This window comes from Rahnella sp. BIGb0603, from assembly GCF_024808755.1.
Classification (GTDB): domain Bacteria; phylum Pseudomonadota; class Gammaproteobacteria; order Enterobacterales; family Enterobacteriaceae; genus Rahnella; species Rahnella contaminans.
Genome location: NZ_JANUEX010000012.1, coordinates 1 through 14,264, shown reverse-complemented (window position 1 = coordinate 14,264; position 14,264 = coordinate 1). Strand labels below are relative to the sequence as shown.

Genomic DNA, 14,264 nt, shown 5'->3' with positions numbered 1-14,264 from the left:
GCCGTGTTCGATATTGGATTTAGTGAACTGCTGCTGGTATTGGTGATTGGCCTGGTAGTCCTTGGGCCGGAGCGTTTACCTGTAGCAGTAAGAACAGTAGCAGGCTGGATCCGCACACTGCGTACCATGGCGGCTTCTGTTCAGAGTGAGCTTTCGCAAGAACTGAAACTTCAGGAATTGCAGGACAGCTTGAAAAAAGCTGAAGAAGCTGGACTGAAGAATTTAACGCCAGAAATCAAAGCGTCTATGGATGAGCTGAAAGAAGCGGCTGAGTCTATGAAGCAGTCGATCAACTCAGGGCTGAACCCTGCGGAGAAAGCTGTCGAAAACGCCAAAGCTGAAGGCAACACCATCCACAACCCGGTTCTGGATGAAGCCGAAGCGCATCATGATGCAGGTATTTCTCCGGCCACGGCTGAGAAAGTAGCCTCCGCGCCTGTTGCCGCACCGCAAAGTGCCGTTGATGCTGCGCTGGCCTCCAATAAGACGGCGCATGCAGCAGCAGAACATGCTGAAACGCTGGCCGCTTCTGCGGACCCTTCGGTAACGGAATCAACCGCTGACGAGCCTTCTGTTGCCTCTGCGCCGGTAATGAAACCTGTCGCCGCTGAAGCCCCTGTTGCTGAACCCGTAGTACCGGTTAAACCGGTTTCATCAACTCAAACAACAGGTGAGCGTTAAACATGGCTGTTGAAGATACTCAACCACTTATCAGCCATCTGATTGAGCTGCGTAAGCGTCTGCTGAATGCCATTATCTGCATTATCGTGGTGTTCCTGGCACTGGTTTATTTTGCCAATGATATCTACCAGTTGGTCGCTTCTCCGCTGATCAAACAGATGCCGATGGGCGCGAGCATGATTGCGACTGACGTAGCATCGCCGTTCTTCACGCCAATCAAGCTGACGATGATTGTCTCGGTATTTCTTTCTGCACCGTTTATTTTGTACCAGGTCTGGGCGTTTGTAGCGCCTGCGCTGTACAAACATGAACGTCGTCTGATGATGCCGCTGCTGTTCTCAAGCTCTGCGTTATTCTATCTTGGCGTGGCTTTTGCGTACTTTGTCGTCTTCCCGCTGGCATTTGCGTTCTTTGCCAAAACCGCGCCCGCTGGCGTTCAGATAGCCACCGACATCAACAACTATCTCGATTTCGTGATGGCGCTGTTTATGGCGTTTGGCGTGTCCTTTGAAGTACCGATTGCGATCGTGTTGCTGTGCTGGAGTGGCGTAACCACACCGGAAGATCTGAAGAAAAAGCGCCCTTATGTGTTAGTCGGCGCTTTCGTCGTCGGTATGTTGTTAACGCCGCCGGACGTTTTCTCTCAGACGCTGCTGGCCATTCCGATGTACCTGCTGTTTGAGATCGGCGTGTTCTTTGCCCGGTTCTATGTAGGTGGCCGTCGTCGTGCTGATGTCGATAGCGAAGCTGATCCGGATCACCCTGCGTAATACATTCTTTGATGAAAAAAACCGCCCTGTTGGGCGGTTTCTGTTTTGGGACTCTTCATGTTTGAAATCGGTATTAACCTCACCAGTAATCAGTTTGATAAAGATCGTCCGCAGGTCGTTGAAAGAGCCAAATCGGCCGGTCTGAGCGGTATGTTGATCACCGGAACGTCCGCGCAGGAAAGCGTTGAAGCGCAGAAGATGGCGATGGAATATCCGGATTTCTGTTGGTCGACGGCGGGCGTGCATCCGCATCAGGCGAGTGACTGGACCGAAGACATTGAACGCAGTATTCGTGAGCTGGCTGCATTGCCACAGGTTGTCGCGATCGGCGAATGCGGGCTGGATTTCAACCGTAACTTTTCTCCGGCAGACAGTCAGGAAGCGGCGTTTACCGCGCAACTGTCGCTGGCGAAAGAGTTGCAGTTGCCGGTATTTTTGCACTGCCGTGATGCCGGAGAGCGGTTTGCCGCGTTGATCAAACCCTGGCTACCTGATTTGCCGGGCGGCGTAGTCCACTGTTTTACCGGTACGCGCGAAGAGCTGGAACTTTATCTGGCTCTCGGGTTATCGATTGGTATTACCGGCTGGGTGTGCGATGAACGTCGCGGGCTGGAACTGCGCGAAATGCTGCCGCTGATCCCTGCTGACCGGCTGATGCTGGAAACTGATGCACCTTATCTCTTGCCGCGTGATATGGAAAATAAGCCGAAGAATCGCCGTAACGAACCGGCTTTCCTGCCGCATATTGTGAATCAGGTGGCGATGTGGCGGGATGAAGACCCGCAATGGCTGGCAGATATTACGGATGAAAATGCGCGTAAGCTTTTTTCGCTGCCCGTACGTTGAAATTGATGCGTTGAAATAATGCCCCTGAAATAAAAAAGCACCGGCTACCGGTGCTTTTTTATCAGGACGTCAAAGAACGCAAATCAGATTTTCTGAAAATGCGTATTTTCGATGCTCTGACGGACCGGCTGGTTTATCAGGTTCAGCATCAGCAGTGAACGCGCTTCGCCATCGGGTTCGGTATATATGGCTTCGATACCGGTGAAAATCCCGTCAGTAATCACGACATGGTCGCCTTCATACGGCGTCTCGGGGTCGCGGTATTCAACCGAAGGCGGTTCCATCAGCTGTTTGATAACGTCCGGCTGAACCGTCGCCAGTTTTGCACCGAATCGGATGAAGTGACTGACGCCACGCGTCGCGTTGATCGTCGTGGTATGGATCCGCTCAGGGTCGAACTCGATGAACATATAATTCGGAAACATAGGTTCGCTGACGGCCGTACGGCGTCCGCGCACCATTTTTTCCAATGTGATCATCGGTGTCAGGCAGTTAACTTCCTGGCGCTCCAGATGTTCTTTCGCGCGAAGCAGCTGACCACGTTTGCAATAGAGTAAGTACCAGGATTCCATAGTTTCCCACATTAAAACGTTGAGCGGGGCAGCATACCAAAAGCCGCTCATGAGATACAGACAGTGCAAGTCAGTGCAGACGCTTGCTGATTGTCGGCCCGTTATCTTTTATTATCGAAGAAAAGCGCGGTCTTATCCCCTCTATTCGTCCTAAATTAATCAGGAGAAGTCTCATGGAGTTGTTCTTGCTGAGTAACGGTAAACTCTCAGGTGAATCCGAGTTACTGGGTTATGCAAAAGAGCGTATTCAGGCAATGTTGCAGGCGAAAAACATCCGTTCTGCTGTTTTGATTCCTTACGCCCTGATCCGCAGTGATTATGACGCCCGTGCGAAAGAGCTTTCGGAAGCGCTGGGTATTAATGTAGACAGCATTCATCACGACGCCAGCCCTGCCCAGGCCATTGCCAGCGCAGAATGTATTTTGATCAGCGGCGGCAATACCTGGATGCTCAACCAGCTGCTGCATGAAAATGGCCTGATTGTGCCGATCCAGCGTGCAGTGCGTGAACGCAATGTGCCTTACATCGGCTGGAGCGCGGGGTGTAACGTAGCCACGCCCAGCATTCGCACCACCAATGATATGCCGGTTCGCAACTCTGTGGTTCTGCCTTCTCTGGGTCTCTTCCCGGTACAGATTAACCCGCACTATATCGACGCGCATTTAAGCGGTCATATGGGGGAAACGCGCGATGAGCGTATTGCCGAATTCTGTGCGGTTAATCCGTCGGAGTCCGTGCTGGCATTGCGTGAAGGCAGCCTGTTGCAGATTTCCGGCAATACTCTGAGCTATTTCAGCGCGAAAGGGCAGGGTTTCAAAGTATTCCGCCACGGGCAGGAAACGCAGGAATATCAGGATACTCAGGCCATACAGCCGCTGGTGCCTTTTAACTGTCAGTAACGCTGTTGCTCAGTCACATCCGCATCGCCAGACCTGCAGCGTTTAAGTCTGGCGGTTATACTGCTTTTTCGTTATCAGTGTTTACCTGCTGATAACAAAAAGACAGCAACAACACCGGAGAGGCTCTATAATGCCCTCCTTCAACCCGGCGACTCAGAATCAGCATGAAATACCGTGATTTACGTGACTTCCTCTCGTTACTTGAAAAGAGAGGCCAACTGAAACGCATCAGCCAGTCTGTTGACCCTTATCTGGAAATGACCGAAATTGCCGATCGCACTTTGCGGGCAGGTGGTCCGGCGTTGCTGTTTGAAAATCCGAAAGGTTATGACATGCCCGTGCTGTGCAATTTGTTCGGCACGCCGCAGCGTGTGGCGATGGGTATGGGGAAAGAAGACGTCAGCGCGCTGCGTGAAGTGGGTGAATTGCTGGCGTTTCTGAAAGAGCCTGAGCCTCCGCGGGGTTTCCGCGATTTATACGATAAGGCACCCAAGTTTAAACAGGTGCTGAATATGCCGACCAAAGTGCTGCATTCCGCACCTTGTCAGCAGCAGATTTGGGAAGGCGACGCGGTTGATATCACGAAGATCCCGGTGATGCAGTGTTGGCCGGAAGATGCGGCGCCACTCATCACCTGGGGCCTGACCGTAACCCGTGGCCCGAACAAACCGCGCCAGAATCTCGGCATTTATCGCCAGCAGGTTCTGGGCAAAAACAAAGTGATTATGCGCTGGTTATCGCATCGCGGTGGCGCGCTGGATTATCAGGAATGGTGCCAGCAGAATCCGGGAAAACGCTTCCCGGTGAGTGTCGCGCTCGGCGCGGATCCGGCCACCATTCTTGGCGCGGTGACGCCGGTGCCGGACACGCTGTCTGAATATGCTTTCGCAGGTTTGCTGCGCGGCAATAAAACCGAAGTTGTGAAGTGCATTTCCAACGATCTCGAAGTCCCGGCCAGCGCCGAAATCGTGCTGGAAGGGTATATCGAACCGGGTGAAATGGCGCCCGAAGGCCCTTATGGCGACCATACCGGCTACTATAATGAAGTAGACAGTTTCCCTGTTTTCACGATTACGCACATGACGCAGCGTAAAGACGCCATTTATCACTCCACCTACACAGGCCGTCCGCCGGATGAACCTGCGGTGCTGGGCGTCGCACTCAATGAAGTGTTTGTGCCGATTTTGAAGAAACAATTCCCGGAAATTGTTGATTTTTATCTGCCACCGGAGGGTTGCTCCTACCGTCTGGCGGTCGTTACCATGAAGAAGCAGTACGCCGGTCATGCGAAACGCGTCATGATGGGAGTCTGGTCCTTCCTGCGTCAGTTCATGTACACCAAGTTTGTGATTGTGTGTGATGACGACGTGAATGCCCGCGACTGGAATGACGTGATTTGGGCGATCACTACCCGGATGGATCCTGCGCGCGATACCGTACTGGTGGAAAATACGCCCATCGATTATCTCGATTTTGCCTCTCCGGTTTCGGGACTTGGCTCAAAAATGGGGATGGATGCGACCAACAAATGGCCGGGTGAAACGCAGCGTGAATGGGGGCGTCCGATTGTGAAAGATCCGGAAGTCACCGCGCGTATCGACGCCATCTGGGAAGAACTCGCTATTCTTAATGATAAAGACGATGCGAAAAAATAATCGAATCTTTGTCCTACGCTTTGCTTTGATGACCCACAGAGGGAACGCATGACAATATTGAGCTGTAAAGTGACCTCGGTTGAGGCGATAACGGATACGGTTTACCGTGTCCGGCTGGTTCCGGAAGCGCCTTTTACTTTCCGCGCGGGCCAGTATCTGATGGTGGTAATGGACGAGCGTGATAAGCGTCCGTTCTCTCTGGCCTCGACGCCTGCTGAAAACAACGTCATTGAGCTGCACATCGGCGCGTCTGAGCTGAATTTGTACGCGATGGCAGTGATGGATCGCATTCTGAAAGAACAGGCGATTACTGTGGATATTCCCCACGGCGACGCATGGTTGCGCGAAGATGGCGAGCGTCCGCTGGTGCTGATTGCCGGGGGGACCGGATTCTCCTACGTCCGTTCGATTCTTATTACCGCACTTGAGCAGCAACCGCACCGTGATATCTCCATTTACTGGGGCGGGCGTGAGCTGAAGCATCTGTATGATCTCGGCGAGCTGGAAGCGATGAGCATTAACCATCCTAACCTGAAAGTAATCCCGGTGGTTGAACAGCCGGAAGAGGGCTGGCAGGGTAGAAGCGGAACGGTGCTGAGTGCGGTGATGGAAGATTTCTCATCACTGTCTGAGCACGATATTTATATCGCCGGTCGTTTTGAAATGGCAAAAATTGCCCGTGAACGTTTTGTTGCGGAGCGCGGTGCGCAGGAAGACCGTCTGTTTGGCGATGCCTTCTCTTTCATCTGATTGAGATTTAGAGATAGAGATGAAAAAGCCCGCCCCTGACAGGCGGGAAAACGGCAACTAAAACGGGAAGAACAAGATTTAAAAAGCGGGCATTTAGCCCGCTTTTTCTTTTTTACAGACTTACGTCAGATGCGTTCGAAGACGGTGGCGATACCCTGACCTAAACCGATACACATGGTGGCGACGCCAAACTGCACATCGCGACGTTCCATCAGGTTCAGCAAAGTCGTGGAAATACGCGAACCGGAGCAACCGAGCGGATGTCCGAGCGCAATAGCACCGCCGTTCAGGTTGACGCGTTCTTCCATCGTTTCGAGCAACCCCAAGTCTTTTACGCACGGCAACGCCTGCGCGGCAAAGGCTTCGTTGAGTTCGAACAGGCCGATGTCCTGCACGCTCAGACCGGCGCGTTTCAACGCCAGACGCGTTGCAGGGACCGGACCGTAACCCATAATCGACGGGTCGCAGCCGACCACCGCCATTGCACGGATGCGGGCGCGGGCTTTCAGTCCTAAAGATTTGGCATGGGATTCGCTCATCAGCAGCATCGATGATGCACCATCGGACAGGGCAGAAGAAGTCCCCGCCGTGACGGTGCCGTTCACCGGATCGAATGCCGGACGAAGGGCTGCCAGCGTGGCGACCGTGGTTTCCGGGCGGATGACCTCGTCGAAATCATAACGGGTCAGCACCCCTTCGGCGTTATGGCCTTCGGTCGGAACAATTTCATTGGCGAAATGACCGGCGACCGTGGCGGCATGTGCACGCTGATGAGAACGTGCGGCAAATTCATCCTGCATTTCACGGCTGATCTGATGCATTTTTGCCAGCATTTCTGCGGTCAGCCCCATCATCCCCGCCGCTTTCGCCACGGTTTTGCTCAGGCCCGGATGGAAATCCACGCCGTGATTCATCGGCACGTGGCCCATATGTTCTACGCCGCCAATCAGACTGACTTGTGCGTCGCCGACCATAATAGCGCGGGCCGCGTCGTGAAGAGCCTGCATGGAAGAACCGCACAGACGGTTGACCGTGGTCGCAGGAACGCTGTGTGGAATTTCTGCCAGCAGGGCGGCGTTACGGGCAATATTGAAGCCCTGTTCCAGCGTCTGCTGTACGCAGCCCCAGTAAATATCATCAATCGATTTGGCATCGACCGACGGGTTGCGTACCAGCAGGGCGCGCATCAGATGTGCCGATAAGTCTTCAGCCCTGACCTGGCGGAATGCGCCGCCTTTCGAACGACCCATCGGCGTGCGGACTGCATCAACAATGACTACGTTTTCCATGATTTCGGTCCTTATGCCTGATTGCCGGTGCTGAGATTTTCCAGCGGAGCTGCAACCGGATAGTAACTTTCATTGGTTTGCGCTTTGGCGCGTAACCCTTCTGGTGCCTGATACATCGGCCCCAGATGTGCGTACTGTTCGGTCATTTTCAGATATTCGGCGGTGCCGAGGGTATCGAGATAACGGAACGGGCCACCGTGGAACGGAGGGAATCCGAGGCCGTAAACCAGTGCCATATCGGCTTCTGCCGGGCTGGCGATAATGCCTTCTTCCAGGCATCGAACGACTTCGTTAATCATCGGTATCATCATGCGGGCAATGATGTCCTGCGGTGAGAAATCGGAATGTGCAGGTTTCAGGTTATCGGCCAGCAGGCTGATCGCCTGATCGTCGACGTCTTTACGCGGCTTGCCTTTGCTGTCCTGGCTGTAACGGTAAAAGCCCAGTTGGTTTTTCTGACCAAAGCGGCGGTTGTCAAATAAGACGTCCACGGCGTCACGGTAATTGCGTGCCATACGCTGCGGGAAACCGGCGGCCATAACGGCCTGCGCGTGGTGCGCGGTATCGATGCCCACGACATCCAGCAAATAAGCCGGGCCCATCGGCCAGCCGAACTGTTTTTCCATCACTTTGTCGATCTGGCGGAAATCGGCACCGTCGCGCAGCAGCAGGCTGAAGCCCGATAAATACGGGAACAGCACGCGGTTAACAAAGAATCCCGGGCAGTCGTTGACCACGATCGGTGTTTTGCCCATCGCCAGCGCGTAAGAGACGATGCGCGAAATTGTTTTGTCCGAGGTTTTCTCGCCACGTACGATTTCAACCAGCGGCATACGGTGAACCGGATTGAAGAAGTGCATACCGCAGAAGTTTTCCGGACGTTTCAGCGAGGACGCCAGCTGATCGATAGGAATGGTTGAGGTATTCGAGGCCAGAACGGTATCGGCACCGAGCAGGGATTCTGCTTCAGCCAGTACCGCCGCTTTCACTTTTGGATTTTCCACGACCGCTTCGACCACCACTTTGGCGCGTTCGATGCCGCTGTAATCCAGTGTCGGATGAATGGTCGACAGCACTTTTGCCATCTTCATGCCGTCCAGCTTGCCGCGTTCCAGCTGTTTATTCAGCAGTTTAGCCGCTTCATTCATGCCGAGCGTTAGGGACTGTTCGCTGATGTCTTTCATCACGACAGGCACGCCTTTCAGCGCAGACTGATAAGCGATACCGCCGCCCATAATCCCCGCGCCGAGAACGGCAGCCTGCGCCGGTTTTTCGCTGTCCTGCGCCAGTTTTTTGGCTTTGCCTTTTACGAACTGATCGTTAAGGAAAATGCTGACCAGTGCGCGTGCTTCTTTAGATTGCGCGAGAGGAACAAAACTGGCGGTTTCCAGCTTAAGTGCTTCTTCACGGCCAAGGCGCGCAGCAGCTTCGATCGTTTTCACCGCGGTCATCGGTGCCGGGTAATGCTTCCCGGCATTTTGCATGACCATGCTTTTCGCCACGCTGAAGCTCATCGCCGCTTCAACCTTGCTGAGTTTCAGAGGCTGAAGTTTCGGTTCGCGGCGGCTGTGCCATTCCAGTTTCCCCGCGATGGCCTGTTGCAGCACGCTGATACCGGCATCGCGCAGTTTTTCTGCATCAACGACCGCATCCACCAGCCCGATTTTCAGGGCATCTTTGCCGCTGATATTTTTGCCTGCGGCGATAATTTCCAGCGCGCTGTCTGTACCAATCAGGCGCGGAAGGCGCACCGAGCCGCCAAAGCCCGGCATAATGCCTAAGCTGGTTTCCGGCAAACCGATGCGCGCGTCAGCCGTAATGATACGGAAATCGGTGGCCAGTACGCATTCGCAGCCTCCGCCCAGCGCATACCCGCTGATGGCAGAAAGCGTCGGAACCGGTAAATCTTCCAGGCGGTTGAAAATGCTGTTGGCGAAATTCAGCCACTCGTGCAGTTTTTCCGCCGGTGCGTTAAACAGAGATAAAAACTCGGTGATATCCGCACCCACAATGAAAGCGGATTTCGCTGAACTGAGCAGCAAGCCTTTCAGCTCGGACTGTTTTTCCAGTACCGCAATGGCTTCGCCGAGGCTGGCGACCGTTTGGGTATCGAGCTTGTTCACCGAGCCCGGAGCGTCAAACACCAGCTCAGCAATACCGCCATCGAGCCAGTGCAGATGTAATGTTTCGCCTTGGTAGAGCATGTGTCTCTCCTGAATCATCTGGGATGATCTGGTATGACCAGATGCTTTCGAGTGTGGTTTTTATGTTAATAATTTGCAAATGAGATGTGTTTTATTTGCAGGCAAGATCACAAACCTTCCAGGACTATGGTCACGGTGAGGCTGTGGTAAGATGCTGCATCGTCTTTCCGGTGAAAAAAGGACAGTTGGATGGAATCGCTTACTACGCTTTATAAAGAACATATCGCCACGCTGCAGGCGCGTGCCCGTGAAATTCTGCAACGTTCTCAGCTTGATGCGTTACTCATTCACTCCGGTGAACTGATAACGACCTTCCTTGATGATCACAGTTATCCCTTCAAAGTTAACCCGCAATTCAAAGCTTGGGTGCCGGTCACTAAAGTGCCGAACTGCTGGCTGTGGGTGGATGGCGTTAATGCGCCGAAGCTGTGGTTCTATTCGCCGGTGGATTACTGGCACAGCCATGAGCCATTGCCTGAGAGTTTCTGGACCAAAGAAATTTCGCTGACGCCACTGGCAAATGCGGACGATATTAAAGGCCAGTTGCCGGTGGATCTGAAGCGCGTGGGCTATATCGGCTCCAGCCAGGATCGCGCCATCAGCATGGGCGTTCCGGCGTCGAACGTGAACCCGAAAACGGTGCTGGATTACCTGCATTATCATCGCGCCTACAAAACTGATTACGAGCTGGCCTGTATGCGTGAAGCGCAGAAAGTCGCCGTAAGCGGTCACCGTGCTGCGAAAGAAGCGTTTCTGTCGGGGATGAGTGAGTTTGATATCAATCTCGCGTATCTCACCGCGACCGGTCACCGCGACACTGATGTGCCTTACGACAACATCGTGGCGCTCAATGAACACGCTTCCGTGCTGCATTACACCACGCTTGATAACCAGCCTCCGGCCGAAATGCGCAGTTTCCTGCTTGATGCGGGCGCAGAATATAACGGTTATGCCGCTGACCTGACGCGTACCTATGCTGGAAAACCTGACAGCGATTTTGGCGCATTGGTTAAAGATCTGAACACCGAACAACTGGCGTTAATTGATTCGATTAAATCCGGTGTGCGCTATACCGACTATCATGTTCAGATGCACCATCGCATCGCCAAACTGCTGAAAGCGCACAAGCTGGTGGTCGATATCAGCGAAGACTCGATGGTTGAACAGAACCTGACCGGGCCTTTCCTGCCGCATGGTCTTGGGCATCCGCTGGGGTTGCAGGTTCATGATGTTGCCGGTTTTATGCAAGATGATCAGGGCACGCATCTGGCCGCGCCTTCGCAATATCCCTATCTGCGTTGTACGCGTGTGATTGAACCACGAATGGTTCTGACCATCGAACCGGGCCTCTATTTCATTGATTCGCTGCTTATGCCGTGGCGCGAAGGGCAATTCAGTAAGCACTTTGCCTGGGATCGTATTAATGCAATGAAGCCATTTGGCGGGATCCGTATCGAAGACAATATTGTCATTCATGACAATCGTATCGAGAACATGACCCGTGATCTGAAGCTGGCCTGATGCAGCCGTATTCCGTCCCCGCTGAACCGGTCAGTTACAGCGAAGAAATAAAGAAGAGCCGTTTCATCACCTTGCTGGCAAGAACGGAAGGCGTTGAGGCGGCGAAAGTTTTTGTTCAGAACGTCAGAAATCAACATCCGGCAGCGCGTCATCACTGCTGGGCATTTGTGGCTGGCGCGCCGGATGATTCTCAGCAACTGGGCTTTTCCGATGATGGTGAACCTGCAGGCACAGCGGGCAAACCTATCCTCAGCCAGCTGATGGGAAGCGGGGTGGGAGAAATAACCGCCGTCGTTGTGCGTTATTACGGCGGCATTATGCTGGGCACCGGCGGGCTGGTGAAAGCCTACGGTGGCGGCGTCCAGCAAGCATTAAAGCTGCTGGTGGTGCAGCAAAAAGTCCCTCTGGCGGAGTACGCGGTGCAGTGTGATTACAGCCAGTTACAGCTGGTGGAAACGCTGCTCTCGCAGGTTGGCGGGCATATTTTACGCAGTGAATACGGGGCTTCGGTCGATCTCGTTCTGGCTTTGCCTGCCGCACAGGCGCAGGCCGCAATCAGTCAGCTTTTCGATATCAGCCGTGGCGCGCTCATCTTGCGTCCGGTTTCTTAAATTTTTCTATGGTTAATTCGCTGAGGAACGCACCAGCATGCATTTTCGTGCCATAACACGCATCGTCGGGGTGCTCGTCATCCTTTTCTCCGGAACGATGATTATTCCCGGCCTGGTCGCTTTAATTTACCGCGATGGCGCGGGTCGTGCGTTCAGCCAGACCTTCTTTGTTGCTCTGGCCATTGGGTTATTCCTCTGGCTGCCCAACCGTAAGCAAAAAAGCGAGCTGAAGCCGCGCGAAGGTTTCCTGATTGTCGTGCTCTTCTGGACGGTGCTGGGCAGCGTCGGGGCATTGCCGTTTCTGTTCTCCGAGCGACCCAATCTTTCCCTGACGGATGCGTTCTTCGAATCCTTTTCAGGTCTGACAACGACGGGCGCGACCACGCTGGTCGGACTGGATTCCCTGCCGAAAGCGATCCTTTTCTACCGGCAGATGCTGCAATGGTTTGGCGGCATGGGGATCATTGTGCTGGCGGTGGCGATTCTGCCGATACTGGGCGTCGGGGGGATGCAGTTGTATCGCGCCGAAATGCCGGGGCCGTTGAAAGATAACAAAATGCGCCCGCGAATTGCTGAGACGGCCAAAACGCTGTGGCTTATCTATGTGCTGTTGACGATTGCCTGTGCGCTGTCACTCTGGGGCGCGGGGATGTCGGTTTTCGATGCCATCGGACATAGCTTTTCAACCATTGCTATCGGTGGTTTCTCGACGCACGACGCCAGTATCGGTTATTTCCACAGTGGCACCATTAATACGATTGTCGCCGTTTTCCTGCTTATCTCCGGTTGTAACTATGGCCTCCACTTTGCTGTGCTGAGCGGACGCAACCTGAAAGTCTACTGGCGTGACCCGGAATTCCGGATGTTCATCGGCGTGCAATTTACGCTGGTAGTGATCTGTACGTTTATTTTGTGGATCCATAATACCTACGGCTCAGGACTGGAAACGCTGAATCAGGCATTCTTCCAGGTGGTGTCGATGGCAACGACGGCAGGGTATACCACCGACAGCATTTCCAAGTGGCCGCTGTTCCTGCCTCTTCTATTATTGTGTTCTGCGTTTATTGGTGGCTGTGCGGGTTCGACCGGCGGCGGTCTGAAGGTTATCCGTATCCTGCTGCTCTATTTACAAGGCACGCGGGAACTGAAAAGACTGGTTCACCCGAATGCGGTTTACACCATCAAGCTGGGTAACCGCGCATTACCGGAACGTATTATTGAAGCAGTATGGGGTTTCTTCTCGGCTTACGCGCTGGTATTTATTGTCAGCATGCTGGCAATAGTGGCGACGGGCGTGGATAACTTCTCTGCTTTTGCCGCAGTCACGGCCACGCTCAATAACCTGGGGCCGGGGCTGGGCGTCGTGGCAGATAACTTCGCATCAATGAATTCCGTGGCGAAATGGATCCTGATTGTCACGATGCTCTTTGGCCGCCTTGAGGTCTTCACATTATTAGTGCTGTTCACGCCGACATTCTGGCGCGAATGAGTTTTTGAAAGGGAATAAGAATGAAAGCGTTGATCCTCTACTCAAGCCGTGACGGCCAGACTCATGCCATCGCTTCCTTTATAGCAAATGAGCTGAAAGAGAAGTGCAACTGTGATGTTGTCGATCTGGCTCACGCGGGCCACGTTGATTTAAAGCATTACGACCAGGTCATGATCGGCGCGTCCATTCGCTACGGTCATTTTAATGCTGTGCTGGATAAGTTCGTTAAGACGCATTCGAAAACGCTGAATCAAATGCCTTCTGCATTTTTCGGCGTGAACCTGACAGCCCGTAAGCCGGAGAAGAGAACGCCGCAGACGAATGCCTATGTGCGAAAGTTCCTGCTGACGTCACCGTGGGAACCGGCAATCTGCGGTGTCTTCGCCGGAGCATTACGTTATCCGCGTTATCGCTGGTTCGATAAGGTGATGATCAAACTGATTATGCGAATGACAGGCGGCGAAACGGATACGAGTAAAGAAGTTGAATACACTGACTGGCAACAGGTGGCTAAATTCGCTAAAGATTTTGGGCAGATATCGTTTAAAAAATCGCACTAATGCGGGCTTAATAGACGTTTAGGACAAAAAGAAAGCATTCGGAAAGTTTTTTGAAATTAAGGGTTGCGGCCTTCTGAGAACTCCCTATAATGCGCCTCCACTGACCGGGAACAACGACTCCTCTAACGAGAACCAAGTCGCCCAGTCAGGGAGAATCAACCCGGTGAAAACGCCGCATCTTGTAAAAGAAAATGGTTGACTCTTCAGGGAGAAAGAGTATTATCTGCCTCCCACGTTGCTGAGTTAATTCTCGCAACGTACGCTCTTTAACAATTTATCAGACAATCTGTGTGGGCACTCACAAGACGATATCAGCCACCTTGGTGGCAAAAAATATCAAGTCTTAGAGTGACCAAGCAGTAATTCATTTAGTTGAATTATTACGAAAGTAAACTTTGAGCACCGCTTAACGTGTTT

13 protein-coding genes are annotated in these 14,264 nt (G+C 53.2%); 10 read left to right on the top strand and 3 right to left on the bottom strand.

The features are described 5' to 3' along the window. Nucleotides 1–3: 3 nt before the first annotated feature. Genes tatB through tatD form a run of 3 tightly spaced genes read left to right on the top strand, consistent with a single transcriptional unit; the run spans nt 4 to nt 2,297 of the window. Nucleotides 4–681 (top strand): Sec-independent protein translocase protein TatB, encoded by a 678-nt coding sequence (gene tatB / locus M2403_RS23295; protein ID WP_259231118.1) that lies wholly within the window; start codon nt 4–6, stop codon nt 679–681. A gap of 2 nt (nt 682–683) precedes the next feature. After that, nucleotides 684–1,451 (top strand): Sec-independent protein translocase subunit TatC, encoded by a 768-nt coding sequence (gene tatC, locus M2403_RS23290; RefSeq protein WP_259231117.1) that lies wholly within the window; start codon nt 684–686, stop codon nt 1,449–1,451. 57 nt (nt 1,452–1,508) lie between these two features. Next, nucleotides 1,509–2,297 (top strand): 3'-5' ssDNA/RNA exonuclease TatD, encoded by a 789-nt coding sequence (tatD, locus tag M2403_RS23285; protein ID WP_259231116.1) that lies wholly within the window; start codon nt 1,509–1,511, stop codon nt 2,295–2,297. 83 nt (nt 2,298–2,380) lie between these two features. Here tatD and rfaH read toward each other — a convergent pair whose 3' ends face one another. Continuing rightward, a complete protein-coding gene (rfaH, locus tag M2403_RS23280; RefSeq protein ID WP_193333097.1) occupies nt 2,381–2,869 on the bottom strand; it encodes a transcription/translation regulatory transformer protein RfaH in 489 nt (162 codons plus the stop codon). Between the two features lie 173 nt (nt 2,870–3,042). Here rfaH and pepE point away from each other — a divergent pair, with 173 nt between their 5' ends. From pepE to fre, 3 genes are all read left to right on the top strand, one after another. Next, a complete protein-coding gene (pepE, locus tag M2403_RS23275; protein WP_259231115.1) occupies nt 3,043–3,768 on the top strand; it encodes a dipeptidase PepE in 726 nt (241 codons plus the stop codon). A gap of 164 nt (nt 3,769–3,932) precedes the next feature. Continuing rightward, entirely contained in the window at nt 3,933–5,423 is a 1,491-nt protein-coding gene (gene ubiD, locus M2403_RS23270) for a 4-hydroxy-3-polyprenylbenzoate decarboxylase (RefSeq protein WP_152324831.1), read from the top strand. Between the two features lie 48 nt (nt 5,424–5,471). Then, nucleotides 5,472–6,173, top strand: coding sequence for an NAD(P)H-flavin reductase (gene fre, locus M2403_RS23265; protein ID WP_165061809.1), 702 nt, complete (start codon nt 5,472–5,474; stop codon nt 6,171–6,173). Nucleotides 6,174–6,298: 125 nt separating this feature from the next. On the opposite strand, the gene fadA is transcribed toward fre, so the two are convergent. Together fadA and fadB are read right to left on the bottom strand one after the other, a co-directional pair. Then, nucleotides 6,299–7,462, bottom strand: a complete 1,164-nt coding sequence (fadA, locus tag M2403_RS23260) for an acetyl-CoA C-acyltransferase FadA (protein ID WP_259231114.1) — start codon at nt 7,460–7,462, stop codon at nt 6,299–6,301. Nucleotides 7,463–7,473: 11 nt separating this feature from the next. Continuing rightward, nucleotides 7,474–9,666, bottom strand: a complete 2,193-nt coding sequence (gene fadB / locus M2403_RS23255; RefSeq protein WP_259231113.1) for a fatty acid oxidation complex subunit alpha FadB — start codon at nt 9,664–9,666, stop codon at nt 7,474–7,476. A gap of 189 nt (nt 9,667–9,855) precedes the next feature. Between fadB and pepQ the strand changes: the two genes are divergently transcribed. Genes pepQ through hemG form a run of 4 tightly spaced genes read left to right on the top strand, consistent with a single transcriptional unit; the run spans nt 9,856 to nt 13,847 of the window. Next, nucleotides 9,856–11,187: a Xaa-Pro dipeptidase gene (pepQ, locus tag M2403_RS23250; protein WP_165061805.1), complete on the top strand. Its 1,332-nt coding sequence runs from the start codon at nt 9,856–9,858 to the stop codon at nt 11,185–11,187. Next, nucleotides 11,187–11,798 (top strand): IMPACT family protein, encoded by a 612-nt coding sequence (locus M2403_RS23245; protein ID WP_259231112.1) that lies wholly within the window; start codon nt 11,187–11,189, stop codon nt 11,796–11,798. The genes pepQ and M2403_RS23245 overlap by 1 nt, the downstream gene beginning before the upstream one ends. 37 nt (nt 11,799–11,835) lie before the next feature. Further along, entirely contained in the window at nt 11,836–13,287 is a 1,452-nt protein-coding gene (trkH, locus tag M2403_RS23240) for a Trk system potassium transporter TrkH (protein WP_101079360.1), read from the top strand. 20 nt (nt 13,288–13,307) lie between these two features. After that, the gene (gene hemG, locus M2403_RS23235; protein ID WP_152324837.1) at nt 13,308–13,847 is read left to right on the top strand and encodes a menaquinone-dependent protoporphyrinogen IX dehydrogenase; all 540 of its coding nucleotides are present in this window, start codon (nt 13,308–13,310) and stop codon (nt 13,845–13,847) included. The last annotated feature ends 417 nt before the right edge of the window (nt 13,848–14,264 follow it).

What these genes read in the sequence shown, in the direction of transcription:
- ubiD (WP_152324831.1), top strand. Translation starts at nt 3,933, where the DNA reads ATGAAATACCGTGATTTACGTGACTTCCTCTCGTTACTTGAAAAGAGA.
- pepQ (WP_165061805.1), top strand. Translation starts at nt 9,856, where the DNA reads ATGGAATCGCTTACTACGCTTTATAAAGAACATATCGCCACGCTGCAG.
- fadA (WP_259231114.1), bottom strand. Translation starts at nt 7,462, where the DNA reads ATGGAAAACGTAGTCATTGTTGATGCAGTCCGCACGCCGATGGGTCGT.
- M2403_RS23245 (WP_259231112.1), top strand. Translation starts at nt 11,187, where the DNA reads ATGCAGCCGTATTCCGTCCCCGCTGAACCGGTCAGTTACAGCGAAGAA.
- tatC (WP_259231117.1), top strand. Translation starts at nt 684, where the DNA reads ATGGCTGTTGAAGATACTCAACCACTTATCAGCCATCTGATTGAGCTG.
- pepE (WP_259231115.1), top strand. Translation starts at nt 3,043, where the DNA reads ATGGAGTTGTTCTTGCTGAGTAACGGTAAACTCTCAGGTGAATCCGAG.
- trkH (WP_101079360.1), top strand. Translation starts at nt 11,836, where the DNA reads ATGCATTTTCGTGCCATAACACGCATCGTCGGGGTGCTCGTCATCCTT.
- fre (WP_165061809.1), top strand. Translation starts at nt 5,472, where the DNA reads ATGACAATATTGAGCTGTAAAGTGACCTCGGTTGAGGCGATAACGGAT.
- tatD (WP_259231116.1), top strand. Translation starts at nt 1,509, where the DNA reads ATGTTTGAAATCGGTATTAACCTCACCAGTAATCAGTTTGATAAAGAT.
- fadB (WP_259231113.1), bottom strand. Translation starts at nt 9,666, where the DNA reads ATGCTCTACCAAGGCGAAACATTACATCTGCACTGGCTCGATGGCGGT.
- rfaH (WP_193333097.1), bottom strand. Translation starts at nt 2,869, where the DNA reads ATGGAATCCTGGTACTTACTCTATTGCAAACGTGGTCAGCTGCTTCGC.
- hemG (WP_152324837.1), top strand. Translation starts at nt 13,308, where the DNA reads ATGAAAGCGTTGATCCTCTACTCAAGCCGTGACGGCCAGACTCATGCC.